This window comes from Devosia sp. MC1541 (genome assembly GCF_012847305.1).
Classification (GTDB): domain Bacteria; phylum Pseudomonadota; class Alphaproteobacteria; order Rhizobiales; family Devosiaceae; genus Devosia.
In genome coordinates this window covers 59,795-85,278 of sequence record NZ_JABBDZ010000016.1, presented here as the reverse complement: position 1 = coordinate 85,278, position 25,484 = coordinate 59,795, and the positions used below count along the sequence as shown (strand labels likewise).

27 protein-coding genes and 1 rRNA gene are annotated in these 25,484 nt (G+C 56.5%); 12 read left to right on the top strand and 16 right to left on the bottom strand.

The window, feature by feature from the left end; all coding sequences use genetic code 11:
* Positions 1–111 (top strand): 5S ribosomal RNA (gene rrf / locus HKD40_RS14955); the annotation flags it as partial.
* A 631-nt stretch (positions 112–742) separates the two neighbouring features.
* Here rrf and HKD40_RS14950 read toward each other — a convergent pair.
* From HKD40_RS14950 to HKD40_RS14925, 6 genes are all read right to left on the bottom strand, one after another.
* Positions 743–2,857 carry a sodium-translocating pyrophosphatase gene (locus tag HKD40_RS14950; RefSeq protein WP_169196586.1) on the bottom strand — a complete coding sequence of 705 codons (2,115 nt, stop codon included), beginning with the start codon at positions 2,855–2,857 and terminating at the stop codon, positions 743–745.
* Positions 2,858–3,008: 151 nt separating this feature from the next.
* Positions 3,009–3,302 (bottom strand): DUF167 family protein, encoded by a 294-nt coding sequence (locus HKD40_RS14945; protein ID WP_169196585.1) that lies wholly within the window; start codon positions 3,300–3,302, stop codon positions 3,009–3,011.
* A gap of 10 nt (positions 3,303–3,312) precedes the next feature.
* Positions 3,313–3,615, bottom strand: a complete 303-nt coding sequence (locus HKD40_RS14940; protein ID WP_169196584.1) for a YggT family protein — start codon at positions 3,613–3,615, stop codon at positions 3,313–3,315.
* Between the two features lie 316 nt (positions 3,616–3,931).
* On the bottom strand, positions 3,932–4,540 hold the full coding sequence (locus HKD40_RS14935) for a DedA family protein (RefSeq protein ID WP_169196583.1): 609 nt from the start codon (positions 4,538–4,540) through the stop codon (positions 3,932–3,934).
* 210 nt (positions 4,541–4,750) lie between these two features.
* Positions 4,751–6,565 (bottom strand): translational GTPase TypA, encoded by a 1,815-nt coding sequence (typA, locus tag HKD40_RS14930; RefSeq protein ID WP_169196593.1) that lies wholly within the window; start codon positions 6,563–6,565, stop codon positions 4,751–4,753.
* Between the two features lie 579 nt (positions 6,566–7,144).
* Entirely contained in the window at positions 7,145–9,268 is a 2,124-nt protein-coding gene (locus HKD40_RS14925; protein WP_169196582.1) for an EAL domain-containing protein, read from the bottom strand.
* A 342-nt stretch (positions 9,269–9,610) separates the two neighbouring features.
* Here HKD40_RS14925 and HKD40_RS14920 point away from each other — a divergent pair, with 342 nt between their 5' ends.
* Together HKD40_RS14920 and HKD40_RS14915 are read left to right on the top strand one after the other, a co-directional pair.
* Complete coding sequence (locus HKD40_RS14920) at positions 9,611–10,258, top strand: LysE family translocator (protein WP_169196581.1); 648 nt, start codon at positions 9,611–9,613, stop codon at positions 10,256–10,258.
* A 21-nt stretch (positions 10,259–10,279) separates the two neighbouring features.
* The gene (locus HKD40_RS14915; RefSeq protein ID WP_169196580.1) at positions 10,280–11,128 is read left to right on the top strand and encodes a 23S rRNA (adenine(2030)-N(6))-methyltransferase RlmJ; all 849 of its coding nucleotides are present in this window, start codon (positions 10,280–10,282) and stop codon (positions 11,126–11,128) included.
* Here HKD40_RS14915 and HKD40_RS17940 read toward each other — a convergent pair whose 3' ends face one another.
* The 5 genes from HKD40_RS17940 to thpR all read right to left on the bottom strand — a co-directional run bounded on the left by HKD40_RS17940 (position 11,129) and on the right by thpR (position 14,714).
* Positions 11,129–11,452, bottom strand: a complete 324-nt coding sequence (locus tag HKD40_RS17940) for a restriction endonuclease (protein ID WP_169196592.1) — start codon at positions 11,450–11,452, stop codon at positions 11,129–11,131. It abuts the gene before it with no gap.
* Positions 11,453–11,490: 38 nt separating this feature from the next.
* A complete protein-coding gene (gene rlmN, locus HKD40_RS14905) occupies positions 11,491–12,702 on the bottom strand; it encodes a 23S rRNA (adenine(2503)-C(2))-methyltransferase RlmN (RefSeq protein WP_169196579.1) in 1,212 nt (403 codons plus the stop codon).
* A gap of 133 nt (positions 12,703–12,835) precedes the next feature.
* The gene (locus tag HKD40_RS14900) at positions 12,836–13,345 is read right to left on the bottom strand and encodes an invasion associated locus B family protein (RefSeq protein ID WP_169196578.1); all 510 of its coding nucleotides are present in this window, start codon (positions 13,343–13,345) and stop codon (positions 12,836–12,838) included.
* Positions 13,346–13,435: 90 nt separating this feature from the next.
* A complete protein-coding gene (locus HKD40_RS14895; protein WP_169196577.1) occupies positions 13,436–13,957 on the bottom strand; it encodes an invasion associated locus B family protein in 522 nt (173 codons plus the stop codon).
* Between the two features lie 211 nt (positions 13,958–14,168).
* The gene (gene thpR, locus HKD40_RS14890) at positions 14,169–14,714 is read right to left on the bottom strand and encodes an RNA 2',3'-cyclic phosphodiesterase (protein ID WP_169196576.1); all 546 of its coding nucleotides are present in this window, start codon (positions 14,712–14,714) and stop codon (positions 14,169–14,171) included.
* A gap of 194 nt (positions 14,715–14,908) precedes the next feature.
* Between thpR and HKD40_RS14885 the strand changes: the two genes are divergently transcribed.
* Positions 14,909–15,679: a Bax inhibitor-1/YccA family protein gene (locus HKD40_RS14885; protein WP_169196575.1), complete on the top strand. Its 771-nt coding sequence runs from the start codon at positions 14,909–14,911 to the stop codon at positions 15,677–15,679.
* Between the two features lie 103 nt (positions 15,680–15,782).
* The gene (locus HKD40_RS14880; protein ID WP_169196574.1) at positions 15,783–16,280 is read left to right on the top strand and encodes a GNAT family N-acetyltransferase; all 498 of its coding nucleotides are present in this window, start codon (positions 15,783–15,785) and stop codon (positions 16,278–16,280) included.
* Positions 16,281–16,285: 5 nt separating this feature from the next.
* On the opposite strand, the gene HKD40_RS14875 is transcribed toward HKD40_RS14880, so the two are convergent.
* From HKD40_RS14875 to acnA, 4 genes are all read right to left on the bottom strand, one after another.
* Positions 16,286–16,714: a GNAT family N-acetyltransferase gene (locus tag HKD40_RS14875; protein WP_169196573.1), complete on the bottom strand. Its 429-nt coding sequence runs from the start codon at positions 16,712–16,714 to the stop codon at positions 16,286–16,288.
* Positions 16,715–16,755: 41 nt separating this feature from the next.
* Positions 16,756–17,100, bottom strand: a complete 345-nt coding sequence (locus HKD40_RS14870; RefSeq protein ID WP_248306089.1) for a DUF2794 domain-containing protein — start codon at positions 17,098–17,100, stop codon at positions 16,756–16,758.
* Positions 17,101–17,409: 309 nt separating this feature from the next.
* On the bottom strand, positions 17,410–18,087 hold the full coding sequence (locus HKD40_RS14865; protein WP_169196572.1) for a DUF1223 domain-containing protein: 678 nt from the start codon (positions 18,085–18,087) through the stop codon (positions 17,410–17,412).
* 200 nt (positions 18,088–18,287) lie between these two features.
* The gene (gene acnA, locus HKD40_RS14860) at positions 18,288–21,044 is read right to left on the bottom strand and encodes an aconitate hydratase AcnA (RefSeq protein ID WP_169196590.1); all 2,757 of its coding nucleotides are present in this window, start codon (positions 21,042–21,044) and stop codon (positions 18,288–18,290) included.
* 153 nt (positions 21,045–21,197) lie between these two features.
* On the opposite strand from acnA, the gene ccmA reads away from it, so the two are divergent.
* From ccmA to HKD40_RS14830, 6 genes are all read left to right on the top strand, one after another.
* Positions 21,198–21,824: a heme ABC exporter ATP-binding protein CcmA gene (ccmA, locus tag HKD40_RS14855; RefSeq protein ID WP_169196571.1), complete on the top strand. Its 627-nt coding sequence runs from the start codon at positions 21,198–21,200 to the stop codon at positions 21,822–21,824.
* Positions 21,821–22,486, top strand: a complete 666-nt coding sequence (ccmB, locus tag HKD40_RS14850) for a heme exporter protein CcmB (protein WP_169196570.1) — start codon at positions 21,821–21,823, stop codon at positions 22,484–22,486. Before ccmA ends, ccmB begins: the two co-directional genes overlap by 4 nt.
* 9 nt (positions 22,487–22,495) lie before the next feature.
* Positions 22,496–23,257 carry a heme ABC transporter permease gene (locus HKD40_RS14845; RefSeq protein WP_169196569.1) on the top strand — a complete coding sequence of 254 codons (762 nt, stop codon included), beginning with the start codon at positions 22,496–22,498 and terminating at the stop codon, positions 23,255–23,257.
* Positions 23,254–23,400, top strand: coding sequence for a heme exporter protein CcmD (gene ccmD, locus HKD40_RS14840; RefSeq protein ID WP_210257121.1), 147 nt, complete (start codon positions 23,254–23,256; stop codon positions 23,398–23,400). Before HKD40_RS14845 ends, ccmD begins: the two co-directional genes overlap by 4 nt.
* 1 nt (position 23,401) lies before the next feature.
* The gene (locus HKD40_RS14835; protein WP_169196568.1) at positions 23,402–23,935 is read left to right on the top strand and encodes a DsbE family thiol:disulfide interchange protein; all 534 of its coding nucleotides are present in this window, start codon (positions 23,402–23,404) and stop codon (positions 23,933–23,935) included.
* A 68-nt stretch (positions 23,936–24,003) separates the two neighbouring features.
* Complete coding sequence (locus HKD40_RS14830; protein WP_169196567.1) at positions 24,004–24,144, top strand: hypothetical protein; 141 nt, start codon at positions 24,004–24,006, stop codon at positions 24,142–24,144.
* 23 nt (positions 24,145–24,167) lie between these two features.
* Here HKD40_RS14830 and HKD40_RS14825 read toward each other — a convergent pair whose 3' ends face one another.
* Positions 24,168–24,395: a DUF1674 domain-containing protein gene (locus HKD40_RS14825; protein ID WP_169196566.1), complete on the bottom strand. Its 228-nt coding sequence runs from the start codon at positions 24,393–24,395 to the stop codon at positions 24,168–24,170.
* 99 nt (positions 24,396–24,494) lie between these two features.
* Between HKD40_RS14825 and htpX the strand changes: the two genes are divergently transcribed.
* Entirely contained in the window at positions 24,495–25,481 is a 987-nt protein-coding gene (gene htpX / locus HKD40_RS14820; RefSeq protein ID WP_169196565.1) for a zinc metalloprotease HtpX, read from the top strand.
* Positions 25,482–25,484 lie beyond the last annotated feature (3 nt).

Sequence of the window (25,484 nt, the reverse complement as noted above, 5' to 3'; positions counted from 1 at the left end):
TGGTTCTTGCGAGGAGCCCAAGACCCGATCCCATCCCGAACTCGACCGTCAAATTCCTCCGCGCCAATGGTACTAAGTCTCAAGACTTGGGAGAGTAGGTCACTGCAAGGTCTGCCAAAAACATAAAATCTCTCGACGATCATCAAAACCAAATACAAAAAGCCCCGCTCACCAGCGGGGCTTTTTGCGTTTCTAAGCTCCGTACAACTGCCCCCACCTCACCTCCCCCGTAACTGGGGGAGGGACTAGAACGGTGTGCTGGGTTGGAGCTGCAGGCACGCAATAAGCCACCTCACCCGGCCCTAGAGGGCCGAACTCTCCCCCGAAGGGAGAGGTGAAGAAGCGGCGATCCCGGCCAAAACTCCCCGCACCCTAAATCCCTCCTCGGAAGGGATAGGGAGGCAAAGCCGTGTGTGTTGTGCATGCTAGGCTCAGAATAGGGGAAGTCGTTTGCATCTTCACTTCGCCCAAGAGGGCACCCTCTTCCCTGAGGGAGAGGTGAAAAGAGGTTCTACCGATCTCTCAAAAGAGTACCAGATTCGCAGTTGGGGGTTTCCCGTGGTTCACCGCAACTTGCGAGTTCCATAAGTGCGGCCGTGCCAGTCTGGGAAGCCCTCCTCATTGAGGTGGCGGCCTTCTATGCACGATGAGAAGGCATTACAGTGGGTAGCTAATAGCGGTAAATTTCAGTCGAGTCGTTTGCTCGGACGGTTTTGTGGACCGTCCGAGCGTCGATTGAGGGTTACAGGCCCATGTTGGCGAGGACCGCCAAGAGAAGTAGGGCAACGATGTTGGTGATCTTGATCATCGGATTAACGGCAGGGCCTGCCGTGTCCTTGTAGGGGTCGCCGACGGTATCGCCGGTGACTGAGGCCTTATGGGCGTCGGAGCCCTTGTAATGTTTAACGCCGTGGCTGTCGGTGAACCCGTCTTCAAAACTCTTCTTGGCATTGTCCCAAGCACCACCACCGGCGGTCATGGAAATAGCGACGAAGAGGCCGGTGACAATGACGCCCATCAACATGGCGCCAAGTGCGGAGAAGGCATTGGCCTGTCCGGCAATTGCATTGATGACGACATAGACAAAGATTGGCGAAAGGACGGGAAGCAAAGAGGGGATAATCATCTCCTTGATCGCGGCCTTTGTCAGCATATCGACGGCCCGGGCGTAATCCGGCTTTGAGGTGCCCGCCATAATGCCTGGATCTGCTTTGAATTGGCGGCGAACCTCTACCACAACGGACTGCGCTGCTCGGCCGACTGCAGTCATGGACATCCCGCCAAAGAGGAAGGGCAGCAATCCGCCAAAGAGCAGGCCGACTACGACATAGGGATTGGCCAGATCGAAACTGACGTCGAGATCGGTATAGTAGTGTTTGAGGTCTTCGGTATAAGCGGCAAAGAGCACAAGTGCGCCCAAACCAGCCGAGCCAATGGCATAGCCCTTGGTGACGGCCTTGGTGGTATTGCCGACGGCATCGAGAGCGTCGGTATTGTGACGGACCGAGGCATCGAGACCGGCCATTTCAGCAATACCGCCAGCATTGTCGGTGACCGGGCCAAAGGCGTCGAGTGCGACAATGATACCGGCTAGAGCCAGCATGGTGGAGACTGCAATGGCGATACCGAAAAGACCCGCAAGCGAATATGTTACGATAATGCCTGCAATGATGACCAGAGCGGGTAGCGCGGTTGATTCCAACGACACTGCTAGGCCCTGAATGACATTGGTGCCGTGGCCGCTGACCGAAGCTTCGGCGATAGAATTGACAGGACGGCGGTTGGTGCCGGTGTAATATTCGGTGATGACGATAATCAGCCCGGTAATTACAAGGCCGGTGGCGCCGCACCAGAACAGGCTCCAAGGAGTAAAGGTCTTGCCCTGCACGTCGATGGCCGCGTTAAGATCGCCAAACATGAGCCAGAGAACAGGCAGTAGTGCAATCAGGGAGAGCACGCCAGAGGCGATAACGCCCTTATACAGAGCCCCCATAATATTGTTGTCGGAACCGAGCTTGACGAAATAAGTGCCGATGATGGAGGTGACGACGCAAGCGCCGCCAATCGCAAGGGGCAGAATCATGCCAATGAGTTTGAACTGCTCCGGCAGGATGATGGCGGCAAGAACCATGGTAGCAACAATGGTCACTACATAGGTTTCAAAGAGATCAGCCGCCATGCCCGCGCAGTCGCCAACATTGTCGCCGACGTTATCAGCAATGGTCGCGGGGTTACGTGGATCATCTTCGGGAATGCCTGCTTCGACTTTACCCACCATGTCACCGCCAACGTCAGCACCCTTGGTGAAGATACCGCCGCCGAGACGCGCGAAGATCGAGATAAGCGAAGCGCCAAAGCTAAGGGCCACGAGGGCGTCAATGACCGTGCGGCTGGTTGGGGCAAAGCCCATCCCAGTCAGCAACATGAAATAGAGGGTGACACCGAGAAGGCCCAAACCTGCCACTAACATGCCGGTTACGGCACCCGATTTGAATGCCAGATCAAGGCCTTTGCTCAGGGAGCCTATAGCAGCCTGGGCAACACGCACGTTGGCACGAACGGATACATTCATACCGATGAATCCAGCCGCCCCGGACAGCACAGCCCCAATCAGAAAACCGATAGCGGCATAAGGGCCAAGCAAGAGCCAAGCAGCAATCAGGATGACTGCACCGACGATAGCAATCGTCGTGTATTGACGCTTGAGATAGGCGGAAGCGCCTTCTCGAACCGCCGCAGAAATTTCCTGCATACGCGCTGAGCCCGCGTCGGCTTTGAGCAAATTCTGTGTAGTTACAACGCCATAAATAATAGAAAGACCGCCGCTAATAACGATCAGCCAAAGTGCTAGACCCATTGATAGTCCCTCGATGTTTCCTCCAGGGACTCAACATGGAGGCGAGGTCTTTGCCTCGTTCACTTCCATACGAAATAGAGCCCCTTCCGCAACAAAGATTAACTTTATTGTGAAGTTAGGCAATGGTGATGTGGACGTCTTTGGCGCAAAGTTACTTTGTGAGTGTTTCTAGCGCTTTAGATATGACTGTGGCGTCGCCAGCAATGGCTAAGGTCTTGAAACGCGCCGTGTCACCGGACACAAGTTTGATCGCTGACTTGGTCAGGTTTAGTTGTTTAGCGAGGAGAGCGATGACGGCAGCGTTGGCCTTGCCCTTGTCAGGGACCGCGCTGACGCGAAGCCGGAGACAGCAGCTACCGTCGTCGCGCGTCTCGGGACCATCTATGGCGTCGCGCCCGGCATTGGGCGTGACGCGGAGGTGTAGGGTGACGCCTGTAGCGGTCACCGAATAGAAATTAGAGGCCAGCGGCGATAACCCAGTTCACGACATACATGCCGATGAATTGCTGGATGAACATGATCAGCAGGAACACGACCAAAGGCGATAGGTCGAGGCCGTTCATGTTGGGTAGTAGGCGGCGGATCGGGCGCAGAACGGGCTCTGTGAGCTGGTTAAGGACCTGCCAGACCGAATAAACGAACTGGTTGCGCGTATTGATGACGTTAAATGAGATCAACCAGCTCATGATGATCATGGCAAGCATGACCCATTTGTAGAGGTCGAGCACAATGTTGATGACGCTAAGTAGCGCTAGCATGTCTTGCTCCTGATAGGTGCGCTTTATCTAGGTTGTGCCGCGCGCTGTCGCAAGGGATTTGGCCGCGTTTGCAGCAGAATGCATGCGACAAGATAAAAAGATCATGGGGTTCTGGGCCGCGACATCGACACAGAACCCCAAATGACTCACGAACCGGTACGCAAAACAAAAATTCCGGACATTTCAAATATTGCAGGAACCATGCCAAACTACGGATTGCCCGAAAACCTGCGTTAAAGATTAATGTCGAATTTATATGGGTCTAGAACCGGTATTTCATGCGTTGCAGAATGCAAATTCATTGCAGAATGCAATTTCATTTTGCGTTGGCGCTGGGCTTCCAGGTGACGACGCGGAAAATATAGAGCACGATCACGACGGCTAGAACGATGTAGCTCAGCGGATCGAGAAATACCTCGATGGCTTCGTAGTGTTCGTGCAAAATGTAGCCGGCGAGGGTGAGGAACGTGTTCCAGATGAGCGAGCCGATGGTGGAGGCCAAGAGAAAAATCCACAACGGCATGCGTGATAGACCTGCAGGAATGGAAATCAGCGTGCGGATCAGCGGGATAAGACGCCCGAACAGCACGATGAGCGGGCCATAGCGCTTGAACCAGACCACGGCGACGTCGATTTCATCGGCATTGAAGGCCATGAGACGACCGAACTTATCGGCCATCCAACGCACCCGGTCGAGGCCAAACAGGCGCCCAGCGAAGTACCATGGGAGCATGCCCACGACGGCTCCAAAGGTGGCGGTGATCAGCACGCCAGCGAGGCTGAGGTCACCATTGGCGGCGGCAAAGCCAGCAAATGGAATGATCAGCTCAGAGGGAATGGGGGGGAAGATGGATTCGGCCAACATGACGAGAAATATGCCGAGATAACCCAGCTCGGAAATGGTCTGGATGATCCAGTCAGTCATGCTCTTTTCGTCCTTACTCTGCAGGTGTCTGCTCGCGACCCTTTTCACTCGAGTATAGGGTAGACCTCAAGAAATGTTTTAGATGCGCACGCAAGGACAGCGTGCGGACCTTGGGTCTACCTGCGCGGGGCAACAAGAAGTTTCTGCCAGACGTACAAAAACAAAAATCCCCGCCGAAGCGGGGATTTTCTTATGTGTTCGCTAAGGGGATTAGCTAACCTTAGAAGCGCGGCTCATACGCTTACGATCGTTCGGATCCAGCCAGATTTTGCGCAGGCGGATCGACTTCGGGGTCACTTCCACATACTCGTCGTCGGCGATGTAACCGAGGGACTGTTCGAGCGTCAGCTTTTTCGGGGTCGTCAGACGAACGGCTTCGTCCTTCGAGGTCGTACGGATGTTGGTAAGCTGCTTGCCCTTGAGCGCGTTCACTTCAAGGTCGTTTTCGCGGCTGTGTTCGCCAACGATCATGCCTTCATAGATGTCGACGCCAGCGTCGATCATGATCGGCCCACGATCTTCCAGATTCCACAGAGCAAAGGCAACCGACTGGCCGGTACCGTTCGAAATCAGAACGCCGGTACGACGGGTTGGCAGTTCGCCCTTGAACGGAACGAAGGAGTGGAACAGGCGGTTGAAGATTGCCGTGCCGCGTGTGTCGGACAGAAGTTCAGCCTGGTAGCCAATCAGCGAGCGGGTCGGAACCAGCAGGATGATACGGGTACGGCCAACGCCGGACGGACGCATGTCGGTGAGTTCACCCTTGCGTTCGGTCAGCTTCTGGACGACTGCGCCAGTGTGCTCGTCATCAACGTCGATGATGACTTCTTCAATCGGCTCGAGCTTCTGGCCGTTTTCTTCCTTGAAGAGAACCTTCGGGCGACCAATGGTCAACTCGAAGCCTTCGCGGCGCATGTTTTCGATCAGAACCGCAAGCTGCAATTCGCCACGGCCAGCAACGTCAAAGCTGTCGTTGTCCTCGCCTGGAGTAACACGGATCGCGACGTTACCTTCAGCTTCACGCATCAGGCGTTCGCGGATCACGCGGGACTGAACCTTGTCGCCTTCACGACCGGCCAGCGGGCCGTCGTTGATGCGGAAAGTTACCGACAGGGTTGGAGGATCGATAGGCTTAGCGGCAAGTGGAGTGAGAATCTGTGGGACCGAAATCGTGTCGGCCACAGTGGTTGTCTCAAGACCTGCGATCGAGACGATGTCGCCTGCGACACCTTCATCGATTGGATTGCGCTCAAGGCCGCGGAAAGCGAGAACCTTGGATACACGGCCCTTTTCAACGATCTTGCCATCGCGGTTCAGCGCGTGGATTGGATCGCCGGCCTTGACCGAACCGGAATATACGCGGCCCGACAGAATGCGGCCGAGGAAGGGGTTGCGCTCGATAGTGGTGACGAGCATGCGGAACTGACCTTCTTCAACGGTCGGCTCTGGAACGTGTTCGATTACCTTGTCGAGAAGCGGTGCGAGGCTTTCGCGTGCGCCGTCGGGTTCATTAGCCATCCAGCCGAGCTTGGCTGCACCGTAGAGAACCGGGAAGTCGAGCTGTTCTGGGGTCGCGTCCAGCGCGATGAACAGATCGAAGATTTCTTCGAGAACTTCAAGGTGACGTTCGTCAGACTTGTCGATCTTGTTGATGGCAACGATCGGGCGCAGGCCCTGTGCAAGTGCCTTACCAAGTACGAACTTGGTCTGTGGCATTGGGCCTTCAGCCGCGTCAACGAGCAGTACCACGCCGTCCACCATGGACAGAATGCGTTCTACTTCGCCGCCGAAGTCGGCGTGGCCTGGGGTGTCAACGATGTTGATGCGAGTGTCATTCCAAACGAGCGAGGTGACCTTCGCCAGAATGGTAATGCCGCGTTCGCGCTCGATGTCGTTGCTGTCCATAGCGCGTTCTTCAACGCGTTCGTTTTCGCGGAAAACACCAGACTGCTTCAGGAGAACGTCGATCAAGGTCGTCTTGCCGTGGTCAACGTGAGCAATAATCGCGATATTGCGCAATTTCATATGTGGGTCAGCCTCAATTGGCATGATCCGCAAAACAGCCCCACCGAAGCGATCCGGCGAGCTGGCAAGGACAAACCATGCAGTATGAATGTGCCGGTCCAATGAGATAGGGTCCGGCAGGGTCGCGCGCTGAATATAGCAAAAGACGCATTTTCACAAGGTTGCAAAATGCATAGCCGCTGCCCGCATTTGCTGAAAAGTGTCCGTGTCTCGTCAGAAACTCAGATTTTTGACCGAGCGAGTGCGGCTTGGGCGAGTGCGGCGGCACTCTTCCACTGATAGCGCGCTAACGCCACATCGGGGCCATCGTCCTGCGGACGCGCGGTTTTCTCGATTATCCTGCCTTGCAGCTTCTCATAAAATGCAATCGCGCGGGTGTTTGCCGCAAGCGCGACCAAGTGAATTGGAACGGCTTGGCGGTCCAGAGGCAGCGCTGCATTCCCCGATAGGTGCTCGCGCCGACTTCAATATGGAGTTTAGTGATCTCTGCGCGGTCTGAAGCCTGAGCTGGGCGAATGAGAATAGTCATGAGCACGGTCTAGTGGGTTGCGTCAGCTGGGGGCGGTTAAGTCACAATGCTCAGTTTGTCTGAAAGTTCGAGGGGCGGATATCTTGCGAGAGAAGCAGGCTGGCCAGCGATTGGGCGGGTAGGGGTGGTGAGAACAGGAAGCCCTGCACTTCGGATACCCCTTGCTGGCGGACCAGAGATAACTGCTCCTCGGTCTCGATACCTTCCGCCGTTGTCTCCATCCCTAAGGCCCGACCAAGTCCGATAACCGCTGCAATAATAGCCTGGCTGTCGAGCCGGGTGGTCAGATCTGCCATGAATGAGCGGTCAATTTTTATTTTGTCGAACGGGAAGCTCCGCAAATAGCTGAGCGAGGAATAACCCGTGCCAAAGTCGTCCATCGAAATGCGCACGCCCATGGAGCGCAGCTCGTGAAGCGCCCGCATGGTGATTTCGCTATCGTTGAGAAGCAAGCTCTCTGTGATTTCCAGCTCTAGCCGCTCGGGCGAAAGCGTAGATTTTTCGAGTGCGTGCTTAACGTGGGCAACTAGATCCTTGTGTCGAAACTGCACCGGGGAGAGGTTGACGGCTACACGCACATTTGGCGGCCAGGTGGCCGCGGTGCGGCAGGCGTGCTCCAATACCCATTGCCCGATAGGGACAATCAATCCTGTGTCTTCGGCAACGGGTACAAATTCTGCTGGTGACACGGTGCGATCATCGTGGTCCCAGCGGAGAAGAGCTTCGACGCAGGTGACCCGGTTTTCGGCTAGCCCAAACAAGGGTTGGAACATTAGGCGCAATTCATTGCGCTGCATGGCCATGCGTAGGCCTGCCTCAATCGACCGGCGCTGTTGCAAATCGGCGTCCATGCCGGTTTCAAAGAAACGATAGGTCGAGCGCCCTTCACTTTTGGCTTTATAGAGCGCTAAGTCGGCGTTCTTGACCAGTTGATCGGTGGCTGTACCATCGTTTGGGCCCACAGATATGCCCACCGATGCGCCGATTTCGATCAGCTGTCCCGCAATGTTCATCGGTGCGCTTAAGGCTTTAACGATACGCTCTGCAACGCGGGCCGCTGTGTCTGCGCTGTCGAGTGGCCGCAGGAGCAGCGCGAACTCATCACCGCCGAGGCGCGCGAGAATATCGGTTTCTCTTGTCGTACCCCACAGGCGTACGGCGGCCTGTTTGATCACCTCATCGCCCACGGCGTGGCCAAGCGTGTCGTTTACAACCTTGAAATTATCGAGGTCGATGTAGAGAACTGCAGCCACCTCGCCGCGTTGGAGGTCGGCCTCGGTCTTTTTCATCTGATCGAGAAATTCGATCCGGTTGGGAAGATCCGTCAGCGCGTCATGACGAGCTAGGTGCTGGATGCGCGCTTCAGCTTTGCGTTGCTCGGTGACGTCTTCATGTGTCGTAACAAAGCCTCCATCTTTCATCGGATGGTGTTGCATCAAGATGATGCGGCCATTCAGCTCGTGGACGGTTTTGCCGTATTCCCGACGTGCAATCACTTCTCGTCGCCAGGAAATATAGTCCTCACGGGTGTTACCGGAACTCATCCCGATGTCGAAAAGATGGCTCAGAATATCTTCAAGCTGGGTGCCAAGTTTCAAAAGTTCAACGGGCAAATTATAGATGCGCGCATAGGGTTCGTTGCAGATGATCAGGCGCCCTCTGGCATCCATCATCGAGAGCCCGATAGAAATATTGTTTACCGCAGCATCAAGGCGAATGTTTTGGCGCTCAAGCTCCAGTTTTCGCTTGTTCTGTGACGCTAAGCTGGCGATTTCATCGCTGATATCTTCGTGTGTGACCACCCAACCGAGTTTTGGGGAATAAACATGGGCCGTCTGGATGGTTCGGCCAGAGCTAAGGGTCTCGCGGTTTTTGTGACGGGTGCCTGATCGGTTGGACAACAACTCGTTTGTGTAGCTCTCGTAGAAAGCTTCTGCGCTCTGCCCGGGGTGGTTTCCCAGACGTGATGAGATGTGCACCACATCCTCAAGTGTCATTCCGCGATGCAGGGCGTCAGGTGAAAAACCATAGAGGTTACGGTACTGCTCGTTCCACATCTCGAGCTTGAATTGTGAGGACCAAACACAAAAGCCGTAGGGAATGTTTTCGAGAGCTGCGTCAAGCAGCAAAGCTTCGGCAATGTCGCTTACTCGCGAAGCAGTCTTCGAAGCCATTACTTCCCCCTATGCCCTTATGGGCGTGTGAAAAAATAGCTGTCGCCACTTAACGGGCAATTAAGTGGAGATGTATTCGTTCTCTAGGCGTATCGAGCTGTGGGCTTTTTCCTGTTTGGTCCGGGGCTACAGAATAAAATGCTCTAAATTTTACTTTCATTTCTTGGGCGTTCGCTCGGTCGTTGTGCTCTTCAGTCAGGGTGCCGCCGCTATAAAGTTTGGCCTGTTGATTACATGGACCCCCGCACAAAATGACATCTGTCAAAGGGCGTGCCGGATTGGGGCGCTAGTCAGACAAGGCCATTGGTGCGATGGTTGTCACCGTCTATTGAGATTGTTCCGATGCCCAGCTTTATTCCAGACCTCTCCGTTACTTTAACTTTCGCACTGGCCGGCTTCGTTTTGGCGATTACGCCCGGCCCCGATATGGCGCTGTTTGTGTCGCGGACGATGAATTTTGGCAGGTCTCATGGTTTCGCCGCAGTGCTCGGGACAAGCACCGGCATTGCCGTGCACACCATGCTCGTAGCCTTCGGGATCTCAGTGCTTATTGTTGCCGCACCGACGGCCTTCTGGGTGCTTAAAATAGTGGGCGCGCTCTATCTGGTTTGGCTCGCCATACAAGCTGTTCGGTCGGGCGGTGGCCTGTTGGTCTCGCGGGAAGGCGGTAAGCAACCACGTCTCTTTCAAAGCTATCTCACAGGACTTGCCATCAATCTTACAAACCCCAAGGTGGCGTTGTTTTTCGTGACCTTCCTGCCTCAGTTCGTTTCGGCGGAAGATCCTGCGGTGGCGCAAAAGCTGGTCTTTCTCGGTGTGGAGTTCATCCTCGTGTCTATTCCGGTGGTTGTGGGCACAGTTCTGTTTGCCGAGTGGCTGACTGTGACGCTGCGTGATAATCAGTGGGTCTCAAAAGCTCTGAACTGGAGCTTTGCGGCTGTCTTCATTGGTTTTGCCGCGACCATTCTTTTCGCCGAAGGCCGTAAATAGGTTTTTGGTTTCGGAACCGAGATGAACTATCGCCACGCCTTTCACGCCGGCAATTTCGCCGATGTGGTCAAACACATAATTCTCACCCGTATTCTGGCTTACCTTTTGCGCAAGGAGGCGCCGTTTCGCGTGATCGATACCCATGCAGGGATCGGTATGTATGACCTCTATGGCGATCAAGCCGAGCGCACGGGTGAGTGGCAGGATGGAATTTCGCGCCTGGTTGAGCGAGATCTCCCTCCTTCGGTGGGCGACATACTGGCGCCCTATCTGGATGCGGTGAAAGCCCAGAATGAAGGCGGAGAGTTGCGGTATTATCCCGGCTCGCCCTTCATCACCCGGCACATGCTGCGCAAGCAGGACCGGCTTATGGCGCTGGAGTTGCATCCCAAGGATGTTGAATCGCTGCGCGAAAACTTTGCCGGAGATTTTCAGACCCGCGTCACCCATCTCGACGCTTGGGCTGCAATGGGCACCCATGTGCCGCCGAAGGAGAATCGCGGCTTAGTGCTGGTCGATCCGCCATTTGAAGAAAAGGGCGAGTTCAACCGAATGGCGCAGGGCTTGGCCAAGGCGTATAAGCGCTGGCCTGGCGGAACCTACGCTTTTTGGTATCCGATCAAGGATGTTTCAGAGGTCGACACTTACGTGAAGGCGCTTAAGGCGACCGGCATTAAGAAAATTTTGCGCCTTGAGATGACCATTCGCCCAGCATCCGAGCCGCCGCGCCTCCATGGCACGGGAATGATCGTTGTGAACCCGCCCTATGTGCTGGAAGAGGAAATGCGCGCCGTGCTGCCGTTTGTAGCCGACACGCTCGGCGTGGATGGACAAGGTAAATGGCTCGTGGAGTGGATCGCCGGCGAATAGCTAGCGTCGCGCTCGCGTTTGACGGGTGGGAGCGTGGAACATTGGCGGTTTGGTTTGCACCCAGACAATAAACTTTGCCATTTCGGGATCGGCTTTGAGGCGCTCAACATCGTTCAGGTGTTGAGCAATCTCGCTTTCCGAGAATCGGGCGTGAATGGCGCTGTGGCAAATCTGATGCAGGTGAACCGTTCCCATATGCGTCCCGCCCTTGAGTCGCGGCGTCAAATGATGGCGGCTGGATTTTGCGTCTGTGGGAATGGGTCGACCGCATAAGGGGCAGTCAGAGAGTGCGCGGGCGGCAGCGGTTTCTTCCGCCGCCCGGATAGCGCGTTCGACGCTACGCGCCGAAGGCCTCTTCAATTCTAGTAGATGCCAGCAAGAGCATCGCGGTCCTTCTTGGACAGGCGTTCGCTCTCGGACTTGAGCTGGCCGCAGGCGGCGAAAATATCGCGACCGCGTGGGGTGCGGACAGGGGAGGCATAGCCTGCTTTGTTGACGATATCAGCGAAACGCTCGATGCGGCTTGATGGCGATGTGCCATAGTTCGAACCCGGCCAGGGGTTGAACGGGATCAGATTGATCTTCGCTGGAATGCCTGCGAGTAGGCGCACAAGCTCCTTTGCTTCAGCGTCGCTGTCATTGATGCCGTCGAGCATCACATATTCGAAGGTGATGCGGCGGGCGTTCGATACACCGGGGTAGTTGCGGCAGGCGTCGAGCAGGTCCTTGATCGGCCACTTCTTATTGATCGGCACCAGCACGTCGCGCAGATCATCGCGCACCGCGTGCAGCGAAATGGCGAGCATGACGTCGATTTCCGAGCCGGTGCGCTCAATGTTTGGCACGACGCCCGAGGTCGACAGCGTGATGCGGCGCTTGGAGATGGACATGCCATCGCCAGCCGAGGCGATCAGCAGCGCCTGCTTAACATTGTCGAAATTGTAGAGCGGCTCGCCCATGCCCATCATCACAATATTAGTGATGGCGCGGCTTTCGCCGCCCGGCACAAGGCCGCCGTCATCAGGGCGCGAACCGCCTGGGAAGTCGCCAAGGCGCTCGCGGGCCATGAGGATCTGCCCGAGGATTTCGCCAGCGGTGAGGTTGCGCACCAGCTTCTGCGTGCCAGTGTGGCAGAAGGAGCAGGTGAGGGTGCAGCCAACCTGCGACGAGACGCAAAGCGTGCCGCGGTCAGATTCTGGGATGTAGACGGTTTCGACTTCAACCGGCGGGTAGTTTGGGTTGGCCGGATCGCGGAAGCGGAACAGCCACTTGCGTGTGCCGTCGCTGGACACCTGTTCCGAGGCGATCTCGGGACGGTCGAGAATAAAAGTATCGGCTAGCTTCTGACGGACGGGCTTGGCCACATTGGTCATGCGGTCAAAGTCAGTGACGCCGTTGACATAGAGCCAGTTCCACAACTGGCTTGAGCGCATGCGCGCTTCCTTGTCGGTCGCAATACCTTCAGCCGTCAGCGCCTCGGCCAACTGTGCTTTAGAGAGACCGATCAGAGACGGGCGTGCCGCCACAGCTGGGCGGACGGCAGTCGAATGGTCAAGGTTCAGCGCAATGGTCATGGGGCGCAACGGTGCTCGATAATGCGGGAAAGTGGCTGGGCAATAGCATATAGGGACGCAAAGCGCAAAGTCACGCTGCTGCGAACCCGGTCTGCATAAACTGGGAAGCTAGATTATCGGCTCAACAGAGGTTTTAGCACTCTGCGCCGACGGCCTGCTGGGCCGCGGTGGCGCCGGAGAGCGAATAGTTCTGAATAACGCTTGTGCCGTCTGCCGCGGTTCCTGTGACAGAAAGACTGGAGCCGCTGCGAATAGCGGCTGCCAAATTGGCGGCCTGCCCGGCGTCATCCAGCCAAGCGGCATCGCCCTGCGTAAACAGCGCAAAATTCTGGCCGCCGATTGAAACGCTCGCCGATGACCCTGTTTGGAAAGTGTATCCCGCAACAAGGTTAAATTCGTTGGTGACATCTTCGCCTGGGCGGCTCGAGATGTAGAGATACGCTTCGCCCGATACAGCGCTCGCCGGATCACTGGACTTCGGCTTGGTCATTGCAAAGCAAACTTTAGTCGATCCATCACCTGCCGCAAAGCTCGACCAATCGCGGAAATCTCCAAGAACACGGGCAGATTGGGCCTGTGCTGGCGCTAGAGCGGCCAAAGAAATCGCGAGTGTGAGCGTCAGGACGGTGGGGACACGGATCATGGATAGTCTGCTCTCTGACGAATAAAATGGCGACAGCGGGCCAAAGGGTCCGCTATCAGTTATGGCGTTAAACAGCCGCGCTTCAAGCCTTTACTTGCAGGCTGCGTCGATCGCATTGACCGCTGCGGTAGCGCCGGAGAGCGAATAGGTGTCTACCGTATTGGTGCCGCGCTGGCTGGTGCCGCGCACGGTCATATTGCTACCCGCCTTAAACGCTTGAACGAAGCCTGGCTCATCGCTCGCCGAAGCCAGCCATGCCGTTGAGCCCCGAGCCGCCATCACATAGGTCTTACCGTCGATGGACACTGAAGCTTTCGCGTCGCTGGAATTGTACGGATAGCCGATCTGCGTCTGGACCTCGTTCTTCGATCCCATGCCCTTGCGATGGACAATCATGAACTTGATCGGATCGCGATTTGCGCCCGCTGGTTCGCTCGACTGTGGCTCGCCAATAATGAAGCAAAGCTGGCCGCTCTGGTCAGACGCCGTAAAGGCGGACCACGCGTTGAAGGTCCCCAGTTCCGTGGCCTGCTGTGCCTGTGCGGCCGGGGCGAGAGCCATGACTGCTGCGACCGCGAGCCCAAACATCAGGCCACCGGTTTTCCTCGTCATTGCCAATTCTTCCTCTTGTTCTGCTGTCGTTCGTACCTGTCGCTGCCCGCCCAGCATGGCCCGAACATGGTTACCAAGGTGTCAAAACCCGTCCGCTTTCCGGGTATTTACATCAAATGAAAGGCAATCGCGGCGGCAATTGGGCGTGAGCGCAAGTTCACGCTTTGGTTTGCGATAGAACGGTTAAGGCATTGCTAATGGCGCGATGCTGTTACGTCTGCGCCGAAAGCGGGAAACTCTCCTCAACAACATAGGGTCCCCCACCAACGGAATCACGGCTGGAATAGAGAACGAACTGGGTCGGTGTGAAGCGCAAAGGCTCGAAAACCGGGGCCTCAGAGAGAAAACGCGCTACGTCATCTGATGATGCACCCCGCAGTCTGGCCAGCGTCACATGCGGTACGAATTTGCGGCCTTCTGGGGCGATGCCGGCTTGCTGGATCACGCGCTCGTGTGCAGCTTGCAGTCGATTGAGCCCATCGGAGGGCTCGACTGCCGCATAAAGTGCGCGCGGCTTGTCGCCACCAAAACTATCGATTTGAGTCAAGCGAAGGTCAAAACGCACAGTCTTGGATAGGCGCTCAAGATTATCAACGATGTCGTTGGCTGTTGGGGCGTCAACGTCACCGATAAAGCGCAATGTGATGTGATAGTCGCTTGGTTCTATCCATCTGGCTCCGTGCAGGCCGCCGCGCTTGAGTGAAAGTGCAAAGCCGATGTCGCGTGGTATTTCGATACCAGTAAAGAGCCGGGGCATAAACACCTCCCTGCCAAGGATCAGTCAGACCAGTCTACCCTAGGCAGAAACGCATTTTGTGGCCAGTCGCTGAGCCAAAAAGATCGTTTGTTCTTGTCAGAAACCAGTCGTGCCCCCATATTCCATTACAAGTGGCAATGCCAATTGTCCTCTGCGGTGAATGCATCGCATTGATATCGGGAAAGGAAACCTGAATGGCTGAATATGACCGTCAGACCCTCGGTGCGCGGGCCGGCTCGGCCTTGGCCATCGATGAGGGCCTTCGCAGCTACATGCTCAAGGTCTATAATTACATGGGCCTTGGCCTCGTAATTACTGGTCTTGTTGCGTTTTTCGCGTCACAAGCTGCTGTGACCGCCGACCCATCTAGCGCTGTTGCTCAGCTTGGTAATGGCCAGTATCTGACCAACTGGGGTGGACTTCTCTTCACCAGTCCTCTGGCTTGGGTGATCATGCTTGCTCCTCTCGGGTTTGTGCTTGTGCTGAGCTTCGGCATCAACAAGCTTTCCGTTCCGGCAGCTCAGGGCGTGTTCTGGGCCTTTGCCGCGATCATGGGCTTGTCGCTGTCGTCGATCTTCCTCGTTTATACCGGCGCCTCGATCGCTAAGGTGTTCTTCATCACCGCCGCCACCTTCGGCGCGATGAGCCTTTATGGTTACACAACCAAGCGTGACCTGACCGGCATGGGCAATTTCCTGATGATGGGCCTGATCGGCATCATCATCGCGTCGATCGTCAACATCTTCATGCAGTCGAGCATGATGGACTTCATCATCTCGGTGGTTGGTGTACTGATCTTCACTGGTCTGACCGCCTATGACACCCAGAAGATCAAGGAAAGCTACTCGGCATCCTTTGGTGCAGACGTGATGGCAAAGAACGCCATTATGGGCGCGCTGAGCCTCTACATGGACTTCATCAACCTGTTCATGATGCTGCTCCGCCTGTTCGGCAACCGCGAGTAGTCAGAAACCGTCGTGTGATTGGTAAAATCACGCGAATTGGTTGGACGAAAAATCAGGCCGCAGTCTAAAAAGACTGCGGCCTTTTCATTTTCGGCGCAATCTCATGAGCGACTACACACTGCGTGCCTTCACCTGGTCCGACGTTCCCGCCATCACTCGGATTTACAAGCACTACGTCGATAACACCGCCATCACCTTTGATACCGAGGCCCCAAACGAAGCGGGGATCGCTGAAAAATACGCGGCCCTCGTCGAGCTTGGCCATCCGGTCATTACTGCCGAACGCGATGGGCGTGTTGTCGGTTATGCCTATGCCAGCTTCTACCGCCCACGCGCGGCCTATCGGTTCACCTGTGAGGATTCGATCTATCTCGATCCAGCCGAAAAGGGGCGTGGTTTAGGAAAGTTGATGCTGACCGAGCTGCTGGCCCAAGCCAAAGCTTTTGGCTTTAGGCAGATGCTGGCCGTCATCACGTCGGACACGGCCAATTCCATCGGCATCCATGAAAAATTCGGTTTTGAGCGCGTCGGCTATTACAGTGCTGTCGGGTATAAATTCGACCGTTGGCATGACATCGTGCATTTGCAAAAGGCGCTGTAGGGCGATTAGGACGAAAGCGTCTTGCTCATGGGATAGCCGTTGACCCGGCGTCCCGTGGCCTGCGGTCCGTTTATATGCCATCCGCGCCGCTCGTAAAACGCAAGCGCGGTGGCAGTCGCTTCGAGCGTCGCGATAGCGTATCCAAGGGTCACAAGCTCTGCTTCCATATGCGCGAGCAAGGCGCTGCTGACACCCGATCCGCGCGCTGAAGGCGCGATATAGTTGAGCTGAATTTGGCCGTCTCGGTTGAATGCCCCCACCCCGACAACGCTGCCGTCCCGCTCAGCGACAAGCATGCTGAGTTCGGCATTCGAAAGCATCTCAACTAGCCCCTGCGGTGATTTATTGCGGGTCCAGGCGGCGATCGCCTCAGCATCATCTCTGTGATCGGCTATGCAAAGCTGGGTGATCGAGGAAATGAGAACGCGGCTCATTTCTGGTGCATCTGCCACAGTCGCTGGCCGGATGATCAGGCTCACCCGATCAGAACCAAGTCGGGATCAAGGACCCGAAGAACTTGCGACAGCTCGTGGCCGCGTTTGAGGATGCGGCCTTCCTGATTGGTCACCAGATACTGGCCTTGTTTGGCGCGAAGCTTCGGGTTCTTCTCGATGACGAAAAGGGGGCGTTCTGACACGCGCGCATAGATGGAGAACAGCGCCCGGTCTTTGAGAAAGTCCATGGCATAGTCCCGCCATTCGCCAGCGCCGACCTTCTTGCCGTAGACGTTGAGGATGATCATCAGCTCGCGCTTGTCAAAAGCCACGATGGGATCAATGCGTCGCGTTGTGGGCGCACTCGTTTCGTTGGTGTGAACCAATGATAGGGTCGGCAGCGGTGGTGTAGAGCCTTGCACCTCGTCGCAACTCCTCAAGGCGAAAAACAAATCAACGTTCGATATTGCTGTATGATTGACCGAAAGACTGCGGACATCAAGTTGAGATCAAATACCCCAATTCGGTCATCTTTTGTCCCTGTCCTTGCCAAAATGACGAGCAATGATTTGATCATTGCCTCCATTGGTGATGGTCGGTCTTACCAGCCCCCAACCCCAGATCGGCTGTCACCAAGCCTACTGCGACTCCCAAAGTCCGCAACGCTCGTCTCCACTGGAGGCGAGCGTCTTTTTTTACGGGGCGTAGGACGCTGCAGCTAAGATCGTGCCGGGTAAATCATTGCGATCGTCTTGCAGTAAAATGGCAACACCCAGCCCGTGTGCAGAATGGGAGCTGAGCGAAATTTCGAACTCAGCGCCTTCTGTTGAGGTCCAGTACCCCAGATGCTCTCGGTCCGTGACGACATAGTGGAATGGGAGGGACTGCCCTTCGTTCTCTCCCCCCCCAATTGGGGTTACGATCGAAGGGATATAGGTCACAGCCCACACACTCGCATCGTCGACGCTAGGCTCTGGGGGGATTACCACTTTTAACGTGTCGCCAGTCTTGTCGAGGGTGATTGGCACGCTGAGCTGCGCCGAGGCGATGGCGCGGCGCACCTCATCCTCACGCGAGCCGACCAGCCCTTGGTGGCCATTGATAACCATCTGGGGCGTAAAAATTCTCGATGCGCCCCAGCGCTTATTATAGGCGCGTTGACGGTCGGAATATTCGCGACTGCCGAAATCATCGGTCCAGCCCATAAAGTCCCAATAGTCGACGTGATAAGCCAGCGTAACGATGTTGCTGTGCTGGCCGAGCTCCGCGAGTAGGGCCTCCGCAGGAGGGCATTGCGCACAGCCCTGACTGGTAAATAGCTCGACTACGGCCTTGGTGTCGGTGGTGAATTGGTCCCCGTTGGCTGGGCCCATGGCGGTCCAAGCAGCAAAGAGCAAAGTAATTGCAGCGCGTTTATTCGGCGTCCTCATAGCCCTAATGTAAGCGTGCTGACGCTGGCCTGCCTAGTCACATGGCGGTGATTTCGTTAGTGGACTGAATTGTCCCTGACCCGGGAATAAAAAAATGGCGGCCAAGAAGGCCGCCATTTCTAAAATTGTCCGGTTGGTGCCGCTTACGCAGCAACGAGGCTGCGCAGCACGTAGTGCAGGATGCCGCCGTTCTTGTAGTAATCGAGCTCGTTGGCGGTATCGATGCGGCAACGGGTGACGACATTGAGCACGTCGCCATTGGCGCGCGTGATCTTGATGGTGACATTGGCTCGTGGCTCGATGGATTCGACACCGGCGATATCGACGGTTTCAGTGCCATCAAGGCCAAGGGTCTGCCAGCTTTCGCCTTCAGCGAACTGCAGTGGAATAATGCCCATGCCGACGAGGTTCGAGCGGTGAATACGCTCAAAGCTCTGTGCAATCACGGCCTTTACGCCAAGAAGATTGGTGCCCTTAGCGGCCCAGTCACGCGAGGAGCCGGTGCCGTATTCCTTACCAGCGAAGATGACCAGCGGTGTGCCTGCAGCCTGATAGGCCATGGCAGCATCATAGATCGCCATCTGTGAGCCATCAGGCCCGAGGGTGAAGCCGCCTTCAACGCCATCCAGCATCTGGTTCTTGATGCGGATGTTGGCGAAGGTGCCGCGCATCATAACGTCGTGGCTGCCACGGCGTGCGCCGTAGGAGTTAAAGTCCTTTGGCGCCACCTGACGTTCGGTGAGGTACTTCCCGGCTGGGGTGTTCGGCTTGAACGAGCCGGCTGGGGAAATGTGGTCGGTCGTGATGGAGTCGAGGAAGAGCGCGAGAACGCGGGCCGAGACCACGTCGGTCACCGGCTTTGGCTCCATGGTCAGACCATCGAAGTATGGAGGGTTCTGAACATAGGTGGAAGCGGAGTTCCAGCCGTAGGTTTCCCCGCCTTCAACCGAAATCGCCTGCCAGTGCTCGTCGCCCTTAAAGACGTCGGAATAGCGCTTGCGGAACATGTCGGCAGTGACGTGCTCGCGCACGATCTCTGCGATCTCGTGGTTGGTTGGCCAAATGTCCTTGAGGTAGACCGGCTGGCCGTTCTTACCTGTGCCGAGTGGCTGAGTGGTGATGTCGATGTTGAGCGTGCCCAAGAGAGCGTAAGCAACAACCAGTGGCGGGGACGCCAGATAGTTGGCGCGAACGTCTGGGTTCACACGGCCTTCAAAGTTACGGTTGCCCGAGAGGACCGAGGCTGCAACGAGCTTATTCTCGTTGATGGTATCGGAAATGGCCTGCGGCAGCGGGCCGGAGTTGCCGATACAGGTGGTGCAGCCATAGCCAACGAGGTTGAACCCGATAGCGTCAAGATCATCCTGTAGGCCTGCAGCGGTCAGATAGTCGGTCACAACCTGCGAGCCAGGTGCGAGCGAAGTTTTCACCCAAGGCTTGGAATTGAGGCCAAGCGCACGAGCCTTACGAGCGACAAGGCCCGCAGCGACCAGAACCGAAGGGTTCGAAGTGTTGGTGCAGGAGGTGATAGCCGCGATCACAACCGAACCGTCCGAAATACCGTAGTCAAAACCCTTGACCGGGAACGCTGCTTCTTCCGGAATGTCGGCAACGCCATTGGCGCCTTCGTCAACAAAGCGGGATTCCTGCTTGTCGGCAGGCAGCTTGGTGCGTTCGATACGGCCACCAGAAAGTTCTGGCAGGGCGTCGGCAAACGCGGTCGTGACGTTCTTCAGCGCAACGCGATCCTGCGGACGCTTCGGGCCCGAAAGGGACGGAACAACGGTTGCCAGATCAAGCTCAAGTGTCGAGGTGAAGACAGGGTCTTCGCTCTCGGTGGTGCGGAACATGCCCTGAGCCTTGGAATAGGCTTCAACCAGCGCGACACGATCAGCGTCACGGCCAGTGGTGGCAAGAAACTTTAGCGTGTCAGCATCGACGGGGAAGTAGCCGCAGGTGGCGCCATATTCCGGAGCCATGTTGGCGATGGTCGCCTGATCTTCGAGGCTGAGGTAATCAAGGCCCGGGCCGTAGAACTCAACAAACTTACCAACCACGCCCTTCTCACGGAGCATTTCGGTGACGGTGAGAACCAAGTCGGTCGCGGTGATGCCTTCGTTGATTTTGCCGGTCAGCTTGAAGCCAACGACTTCCGGGATCAGCATGGAAATCGGCTGGCCGAGCATCGCCGCTTCAGCTTCAATGCCGCCAACGCCCCAACCAAGCACAGCCATGCCATTGACCATGGTGGTGTGCGAGTCGGTGCCAACAAGGGTGTCTGGGTAAGCGACGGTTTCGCCGTTTTCGGTCTTGGTCCAGACGGTCTGGGCCAAGTATTCGAGGTTCACCTGGTGACAGATGCCGGTGCCGGGCGGGACAACGCGGAAGTTATCAAAGGCAGACTGGCCCCAGCGCAAGAATTCATAGCGCTCAACATTGCGCTCATATTCGAGCTCAACGTTCTGCTGGAACGCCAGTGGAGTGCCGAAGCTGTCCACCATCACCGAGTGGTCGATCACGAGGTCGACCGGAACCAGCGGATTGATCTTCTGCGGGTTCGCGCCGAGCTTAGCCGTCGCGTCACGCATCGCAGCAAGGTCAACAACAGCCGGAACGCCGGTGAAATCCTGCATCAGCACGCGGGCTGGGCGATATTGAATTTCATATTCGGACGTGCGGGTGACCAGCCATTCGGCGATCGCCTGAATGTCTTCTTTCTTCACCGTGCGGTTGTCTTCGAAGCGCAGCAGGTTTTCCAGCACCACCTTCATGGAGCTCGGAAGCTTGGAAACGCCCTTAAGGCCGTTCTTTTCTGCTTCAACAATCGAATAATATGTGTAGGTCTTTCCGCCGACGGTGAGCGTCGATTTAGATTTGAAGCTGTCTATGGTTGACACGATGCTCCGCCCTTCTTGCTGCTGAAACGGGTTTTCCAAGGCAAGTGGGGCCGGGAGAAAATCCGCGCTTTCTGGAATGACTCCAATCTTCAAGGGTTATAGTCAATAGGATTAGGCCTTGCCAGTCATCCGTGAGGTTCAATACGAGATGGGGCCATGACGCATCGGCAAGTCCAATTTTCAGTTTTTATCAAGGCTCTCGATCTCTGCTTCGGGCGTGGCGAATCCATGCTCGGACATGTTGATAGGCTTGAAGTTTCTCCCGGCGAGGGCCTGCTTTTGCGTGGGCCAAACGGGGTCGGTAAATCGACCCTATTGTTGACTCTCGCAGGGCTCATTCCAGCTCTCGATGGCACAATAGAATTCGTCGGACATGACCCCGAAGATGGGCCTGCGGCGCATTATTGCGGTCACAAAAACGCGGTGAGGGCGCGGCTCGGTGTCGCAGAGACCCTCGGGTTCTGGGCCGGCCTGAACGGACGGACTGGCGTTTCTATTGACGACGCGCTTGCCGCTGTGGGGCTCTCGCAGGCCGCCCGTTTGGACGCAGGTTATTTGTCCGCGGGGCAGCAACGGCGTTTGGCTCTAGCCCGCCTTTTGGTGTCAGAACGGCCAGTGTGGTTCCTCGATGAGCCAACGGCGGCGCTCGATACTGCTGGGCAGGCTTTGCTGGCAGAGCTTTTGCGCCAACATTTGGCGCGCGGCGGCAGCGCCGTAATCGCCACGCATGATGACATCCCGGTTGAAGGGCTACGGGTCTACCAATTGGGAGCGAAAGCATGAGCGGATTTTGGAGCGTTGTACGCCGTGAGATTCGTTTGGCGCTGACCGGGGGCGGGGAAGTTCTCACCCTCTTGTTGTTCTTCATCATTACCGGGGCAATCGTGCCCTTCGCCATTGGCCCTGATAAGGAATTGCTCGCGCGGATCGCGCCGGGGATTGTCTGGATCGCAGCGTTCTTGGCGATGTTACTAGGGCTTGATCGCCTGTTCCGCGCAGACCGTGAAGACGGCACACTCGCCCTCTATCGTATGGCTGATACGCCGCTGTCGGCGATCATTCTGGCTAAGATTATCGGCTATTGGTTGGTCTGTGCTGTGCCGTTGATTGTGGCGTCGCCCGTATTGGCTATTCTGCTGGCTATGGAGCTGGACGCATGGTGGCGGACATTCCTGTCACTATTGGCTGGAACACCGGCTCTGGCCGCTTTTGGTGGATTTGGTGCTGCGGTGACCGTGGCAATTCGGCGCGGCGGATTGCTGGCGCCAATCCTAATAGCGCCATTGTGCGTACCCATACTAATCTTCGGTGTGGGCGCGATTTCCCCCATCGGGGGCCCGGATCAGGGGAGTGCAGCAATGCTGTTTCTAGCAGCACTTAGTCTAATGGCGGTGGCATTGTCTCCCTTTGCTGCCGCGCTTGCGATAAATGGAGGGGAGGAGTAAGGCCCGCCTATGAGCACTGATAACACCCCCAAAATGAGTTGGTGGAACCGGATCGCGCATCCTGGTTTCTTTATCCAATGGACCCGTCCGCTGATCTGGCCGCTGGTGATCATCACCGCTGTGCTGTTCGTGCTGGGCGTCTACTATTCATTCTTCGTCTCGCCCCCGGAAAAATACATGGGCGACACGGTGCGCATTATGTATGTGCACGTGCCGACAGCCTGGCTGAGCCAGTTCGTCTATGCGGCGATGACGGTTTCTGCATTGGGTACCTTGATCTGGCGTCACCCAATGGCGGATGTCTCGATGAAGGCCGCGGCGCCGATGGGCGCTTTGTTCACCGCACTGGCGCTGTTCACCGGCTCCATGTGGGGTCGCCCGACCTGGGGCACGTTCTGGGAATGGGACGGTCGCATGACCTCCACCCTGATCATGCTGTTCATCTATCTCGGCCTGATCGCACTGTGGCGCGCCTTCGATGACCAGCTGCGTGCTGGCCGCATCGTGGCGATCTTCACCCTCGTGGGTGCAGTCAACATTCCGATCATCAAGTTCTCGGTGGACTGGTGGTCGACCCTGCATCAGCCCGCCAGTGTCTTCACAGCTGAAGGCCCGAAGATGCCTGCAGAAATTCTCACCCCGCTCTTCCTGATGATGTTTGCATTCACCTTCATGTTTGGTGTGTTGCAGCTGATTTCGATGCATACCGAAGTGCGCCGCCGCCGCGTGGCGACCTTAGAACGCAAGCTCGCACGGGGAGGCGCAGCATGATTGAGCTCGGAGCCCATGCTGGGTTTATTGTTATCTCGTGGGCTGTCAGCACCTTGGCGGTATTGGCCCTGGCGGCCAAGGTTGTTTATGATAGCCGTAAGGTCAGCAAGCGTCTGGAAGAACTCGGCGACAAGCGAGGTTAAGATGCGATACCTGCTCTTCGTTCTACCGCTCGCTCTATTGGCCGCGCTCGTGGCCATTTTCGCAACGTCGATGGATCGGGACACAGACCTGATCCGCTCGGTGCTGATCGATAAGCCGGCGCCGGACTTTACCATGGCTGCTCTTGAAGGCAGCGGGGTACCGGGTTTTTCTACGGAAACGCTCAAGGGGGAAGTGACACTGGTGAACGTATTCGCCAGTTGGTGCATTCCGTGCCGTGACGAGCATCCATTGCTCGAGCAGATTAGTGATGTGACAGGCATTCGGATTTTCGGCATCAACCAGGCGGATGTGCCAGACAATGCGCTGGCCTTCCTCACTGAGCTGGGCAATCCCTATGCGGCCATAGGTGTTGATGCGAACCGCCGTGTCTCAATCGATTGGGGCGTTTATGGCGTTCCTGAGACCTTCTTGGTGGATGCGGAAGGCACAATTGTTTTCAAGCACACCGGTCCGTTGAGTGTTGAGGCAATCAGCAAAAACCTCATTCCAGCCATAGAAACGGCGCGAAGCTGATTCATTCAGCTTCCGTTCAGCCTGACGCTGTCAGGGTGACACCGTTCCGAAACGGATGAGTAAACGCGATGCGTCGATTGATGAATTTCATGCGCCAAGACCTAGGACTTTCGACCGTCGAATGTGTCCTTGTCGCAGCCATTATCACCGTCGCGACAACATTTGCCGTTTCGGCGGCTGGCTACAACATCACCGACATTCTGGGGTGATGATCAGGATTTCTCACCGGCGCTCAAAAATCGCTGGTGAGGCCCTTAATTTCCCAATCGCTGTATCGCACCGGATCGAGCCCGCCGCGGCCGCCTTTTTCTTTCGGTGCCATTGCGGTCTTCGCATCAATTTCAAGCCGACGAGCCTCAGCCTCAGCAAGCGCGCGCTGGGCTTGCGGGGAGAGCACCTTGATTGGCGCGGTCTCGTCATCGGCCTCAGAGCCGGCTTGAGCTGCGGTATTTTCGTTCATAAGCAAAAACCAAATGGGTAAACTATGCTGGTGCCTTGCATGGAACCGCCATGCACACAACATAGTTGCGAAGACGACTTAACCCAAGAGGTTCCGCCCATGTCCAACACGTTACGCACTTTTGCGCTGCTCGCAGGCATGACGGCGCTGTTTATGGTCGTCGGTTATTTCATTGGCGGCAACGGCGGCATGATCATGGCGCTGCTCTTTGCTGCTGGCACCAATATTTTTGCCTTCTGGAATTCAGACAAAATGGTGCTGCGCATGCAGGGCGCGGTCCCCGTGCAGCGTAGTCGCGCGCCCGAGCTTTATGACATGGTCGATGCACTTTCAAAGCGTGCAGGCATCCCCACGCCCGCCGTCTATGTCATCGAGACCGATCAGCCCAACGCCTTCGCGACCGGCCGCGATCCGAATAATGCCGCTGTTGCAGTGTCGTCGGGGCTGCTGCGGCAGTTGGATCCGCGCGAAGTTGCCGGTGTGGTGGCCCATGAGTTGGCGCATATCAAAAATCGCGACACACTCACGATGACTATTACCGCCACCTTCGCGGGCGCTATCTCGGCTCTGGCTCAGTTTGGCCTGTTCTTCGGGGGCGGTAACAATCGCGACAACCCATTGGGCGGTGTTGGCGCTATTCTCATGGTGTTCCTCGCCCCAGTCGCTGCGATGATCGTGCAAATGGCGGTCAGCCGCACGCGCGAGTATGAGGCTGACAAGCTCGGCGCAATCATTGCCAATGACCCGCTGGCGCTAGCTTCCGCACTCGACAAGATCGCCACGCTCTCCGGGCGGCAGGTCAATGTCGCGGCCGAACGCAACCCAGCAATGGCTCATATGTACATCTCAAATCCGCTGAGCGGCGCGCGTATGGACAATTTGTTCTCCACGCACCCGGACACGGCCAACCGCATTCAGGCACTGCAAAGGCTTGCGGCGGAAATGCGAGTAGATCATAACACCTCAAATTCGCGCCCTCGTCCGCAGGCAGCTCGTCCGAGCAGCACTTCAACCGCGACGGGATGGCGTACACCGACCGTGAAGCGTAACGATGATGACAGTGGTACGCGCGGTCCTTGGGGCTAAGAA

Excerpts from the sequence above, each read along its gene's own strand:
- HKD40_RS14950 (WP_169196586.1), bottom strand. The coding sequence starts at position 2,857 with ATGGGTCTAGCACTTTGGCTGATCGTTATTAGCGGCGGTCTTTCTATT.
- HKD40_RS14940 (WP_169196584.1), bottom strand. The coding sequence starts at position 3,615 with ATGCTAGCGCTACTTAGCGTCATCAACATTGTGCTCGACCTCTACAAA.
- HKD40_RS14935 (WP_169196583.1), bottom strand. The coding sequence starts at position 4,540 with ATGACTGACTGGATCATCCAGACCATTTCCGAGCTGGGTTATCTCGGC.
- typA (WP_169196593.1), bottom strand. The coding sequence starts at position 6,565 with ATGAAATTGCGCAATATCGCGATTATTGCTCACGTTGACCACGGCAAG.
- HKD40_RS14925 (WP_169196582.1), bottom strand. The coding sequence starts at position 9,268 with ATGGCTTCGAAGACTGCTTCGCGAGTAAGCGACATTGCCGAAGCTTTG.
- HKD40_RS14920 (WP_169196581.1), top strand. The coding sequence starts at position 9,611 with ATGCCCAGCTTTATTCCAGACCTCTCCGTTACTTTAACTTTCGCACTG.
- HKD40_RS14915 (WP_169196580.1), top strand. The coding sequence starts at position 10,280 with ATGAACTATCGCCACGCCTTTCACGCCGGCAATTTCGCCGATGTGGTC.
- rlmN (WP_169196579.1), bottom strand. The coding sequence starts at position 12,702 with ATGACCATTGCGCTGAACCTTGACCATTCGACTGCCGTCCGCCCAGCT.
- HKD40_RS14900 (WP_169196578.1), bottom strand. The coding sequence starts at position 13,345 with ATGATCCGTGTCCCCACCGTCCTGACGCTCACACTCGCGATTTCTTTG.
- HKD40_RS14895 (WP_169196577.1), bottom strand. The coding sequence starts at position 13,957 with ATGACGAGGAAAACCGGTGGCCTGATGTTTGGGCTCGCGGTCGCAGCA.
- thpR (WP_169196576.1), bottom strand. The coding sequence starts at position 14,714 with ATGCCCCGGCTCTTTACTGGTATCGAAATACCACGCGACATCGGCTTT.
- HKD40_RS14885 (WP_169196575.1), top strand. The coding sequence starts at position 14,909 with ATGGCTGAATATGACCGTCAGACCCTCGGTGCGCGGGCCGGCTCGGCC.
- HKD40_RS14880 (WP_169196574.1), top strand. The coding sequence starts at position 15,783 with ATGAGCGACTACACACTGCGTGCCTTCACCTGGTCCGACGTTCCCGCC.
- HKD40_RS14875 (WP_169196573.1), bottom strand. The coding sequence starts at position 16,714 with ATGAGCCGCGTTCTCATTTCCTCGATCACCCAGCTTTGCATAGCCGAT.
- HKD40_RS14865 (WP_169196572.1), bottom strand. The coding sequence starts at position 18,087 with ATGGGCCCAGCCAACGGGGACCAATTCACCACCGACACCAAGGCCGTA.
- ccmA (WP_169196571.1), top strand. The coding sequence starts at position 21,198 with ATGACGCATCGGCAAGTCCAATTTTCAGTTTTTATCAAGGCTCTCGAT.
- ccmB (WP_169196570.1), top strand. The coding sequence starts at position 21,821 with ATGAGCGGATTTTGGAGCGTTGTACGCCGTGAGATTCGTTTGGCGCTG.
- HKD40_RS14845 (WP_169196569.1), top strand. The coding sequence starts at position 22,496 with ATGAGCACTGATAACACCCCCAAAATGAGTTGGTGGAACCGGATCGCG.
- ccmD (WP_210257121.1), top strand. The coding sequence starts at position 23,254 with ATGATTGAGCTCGGAGCCCATGCTGGGTTTATTGTTATCTCGTGGGCT.
- HKD40_RS14835 (WP_169196568.1), top strand. The coding sequence starts at position 23,402 with ATGCGATACCTGCTCTTCGTTCTACCGCTCGCTCTATTGGCCGCGCTC.
- HKD40_RS14830 (WP_169196567.1), top strand. The coding sequence starts at position 24,004 with ATGCGTCGATTGATGAATTTCATGCGCCAAGACCTAGGACTTTCGACC.
- HKD40_RS14825 (WP_169196566.1), bottom strand. The coding sequence starts at position 24,395 with ATGAACGAAAATACCGCAGCTCAAGCCGGCTCTGAGGCCGATGACGAG.
- htpX (WP_169196565.1), top strand. The coding sequence starts at position 24,495 with ATGTCCAACACGTTACGCACTTTTGCGCTGCTCGCAGGCATGACGGCG.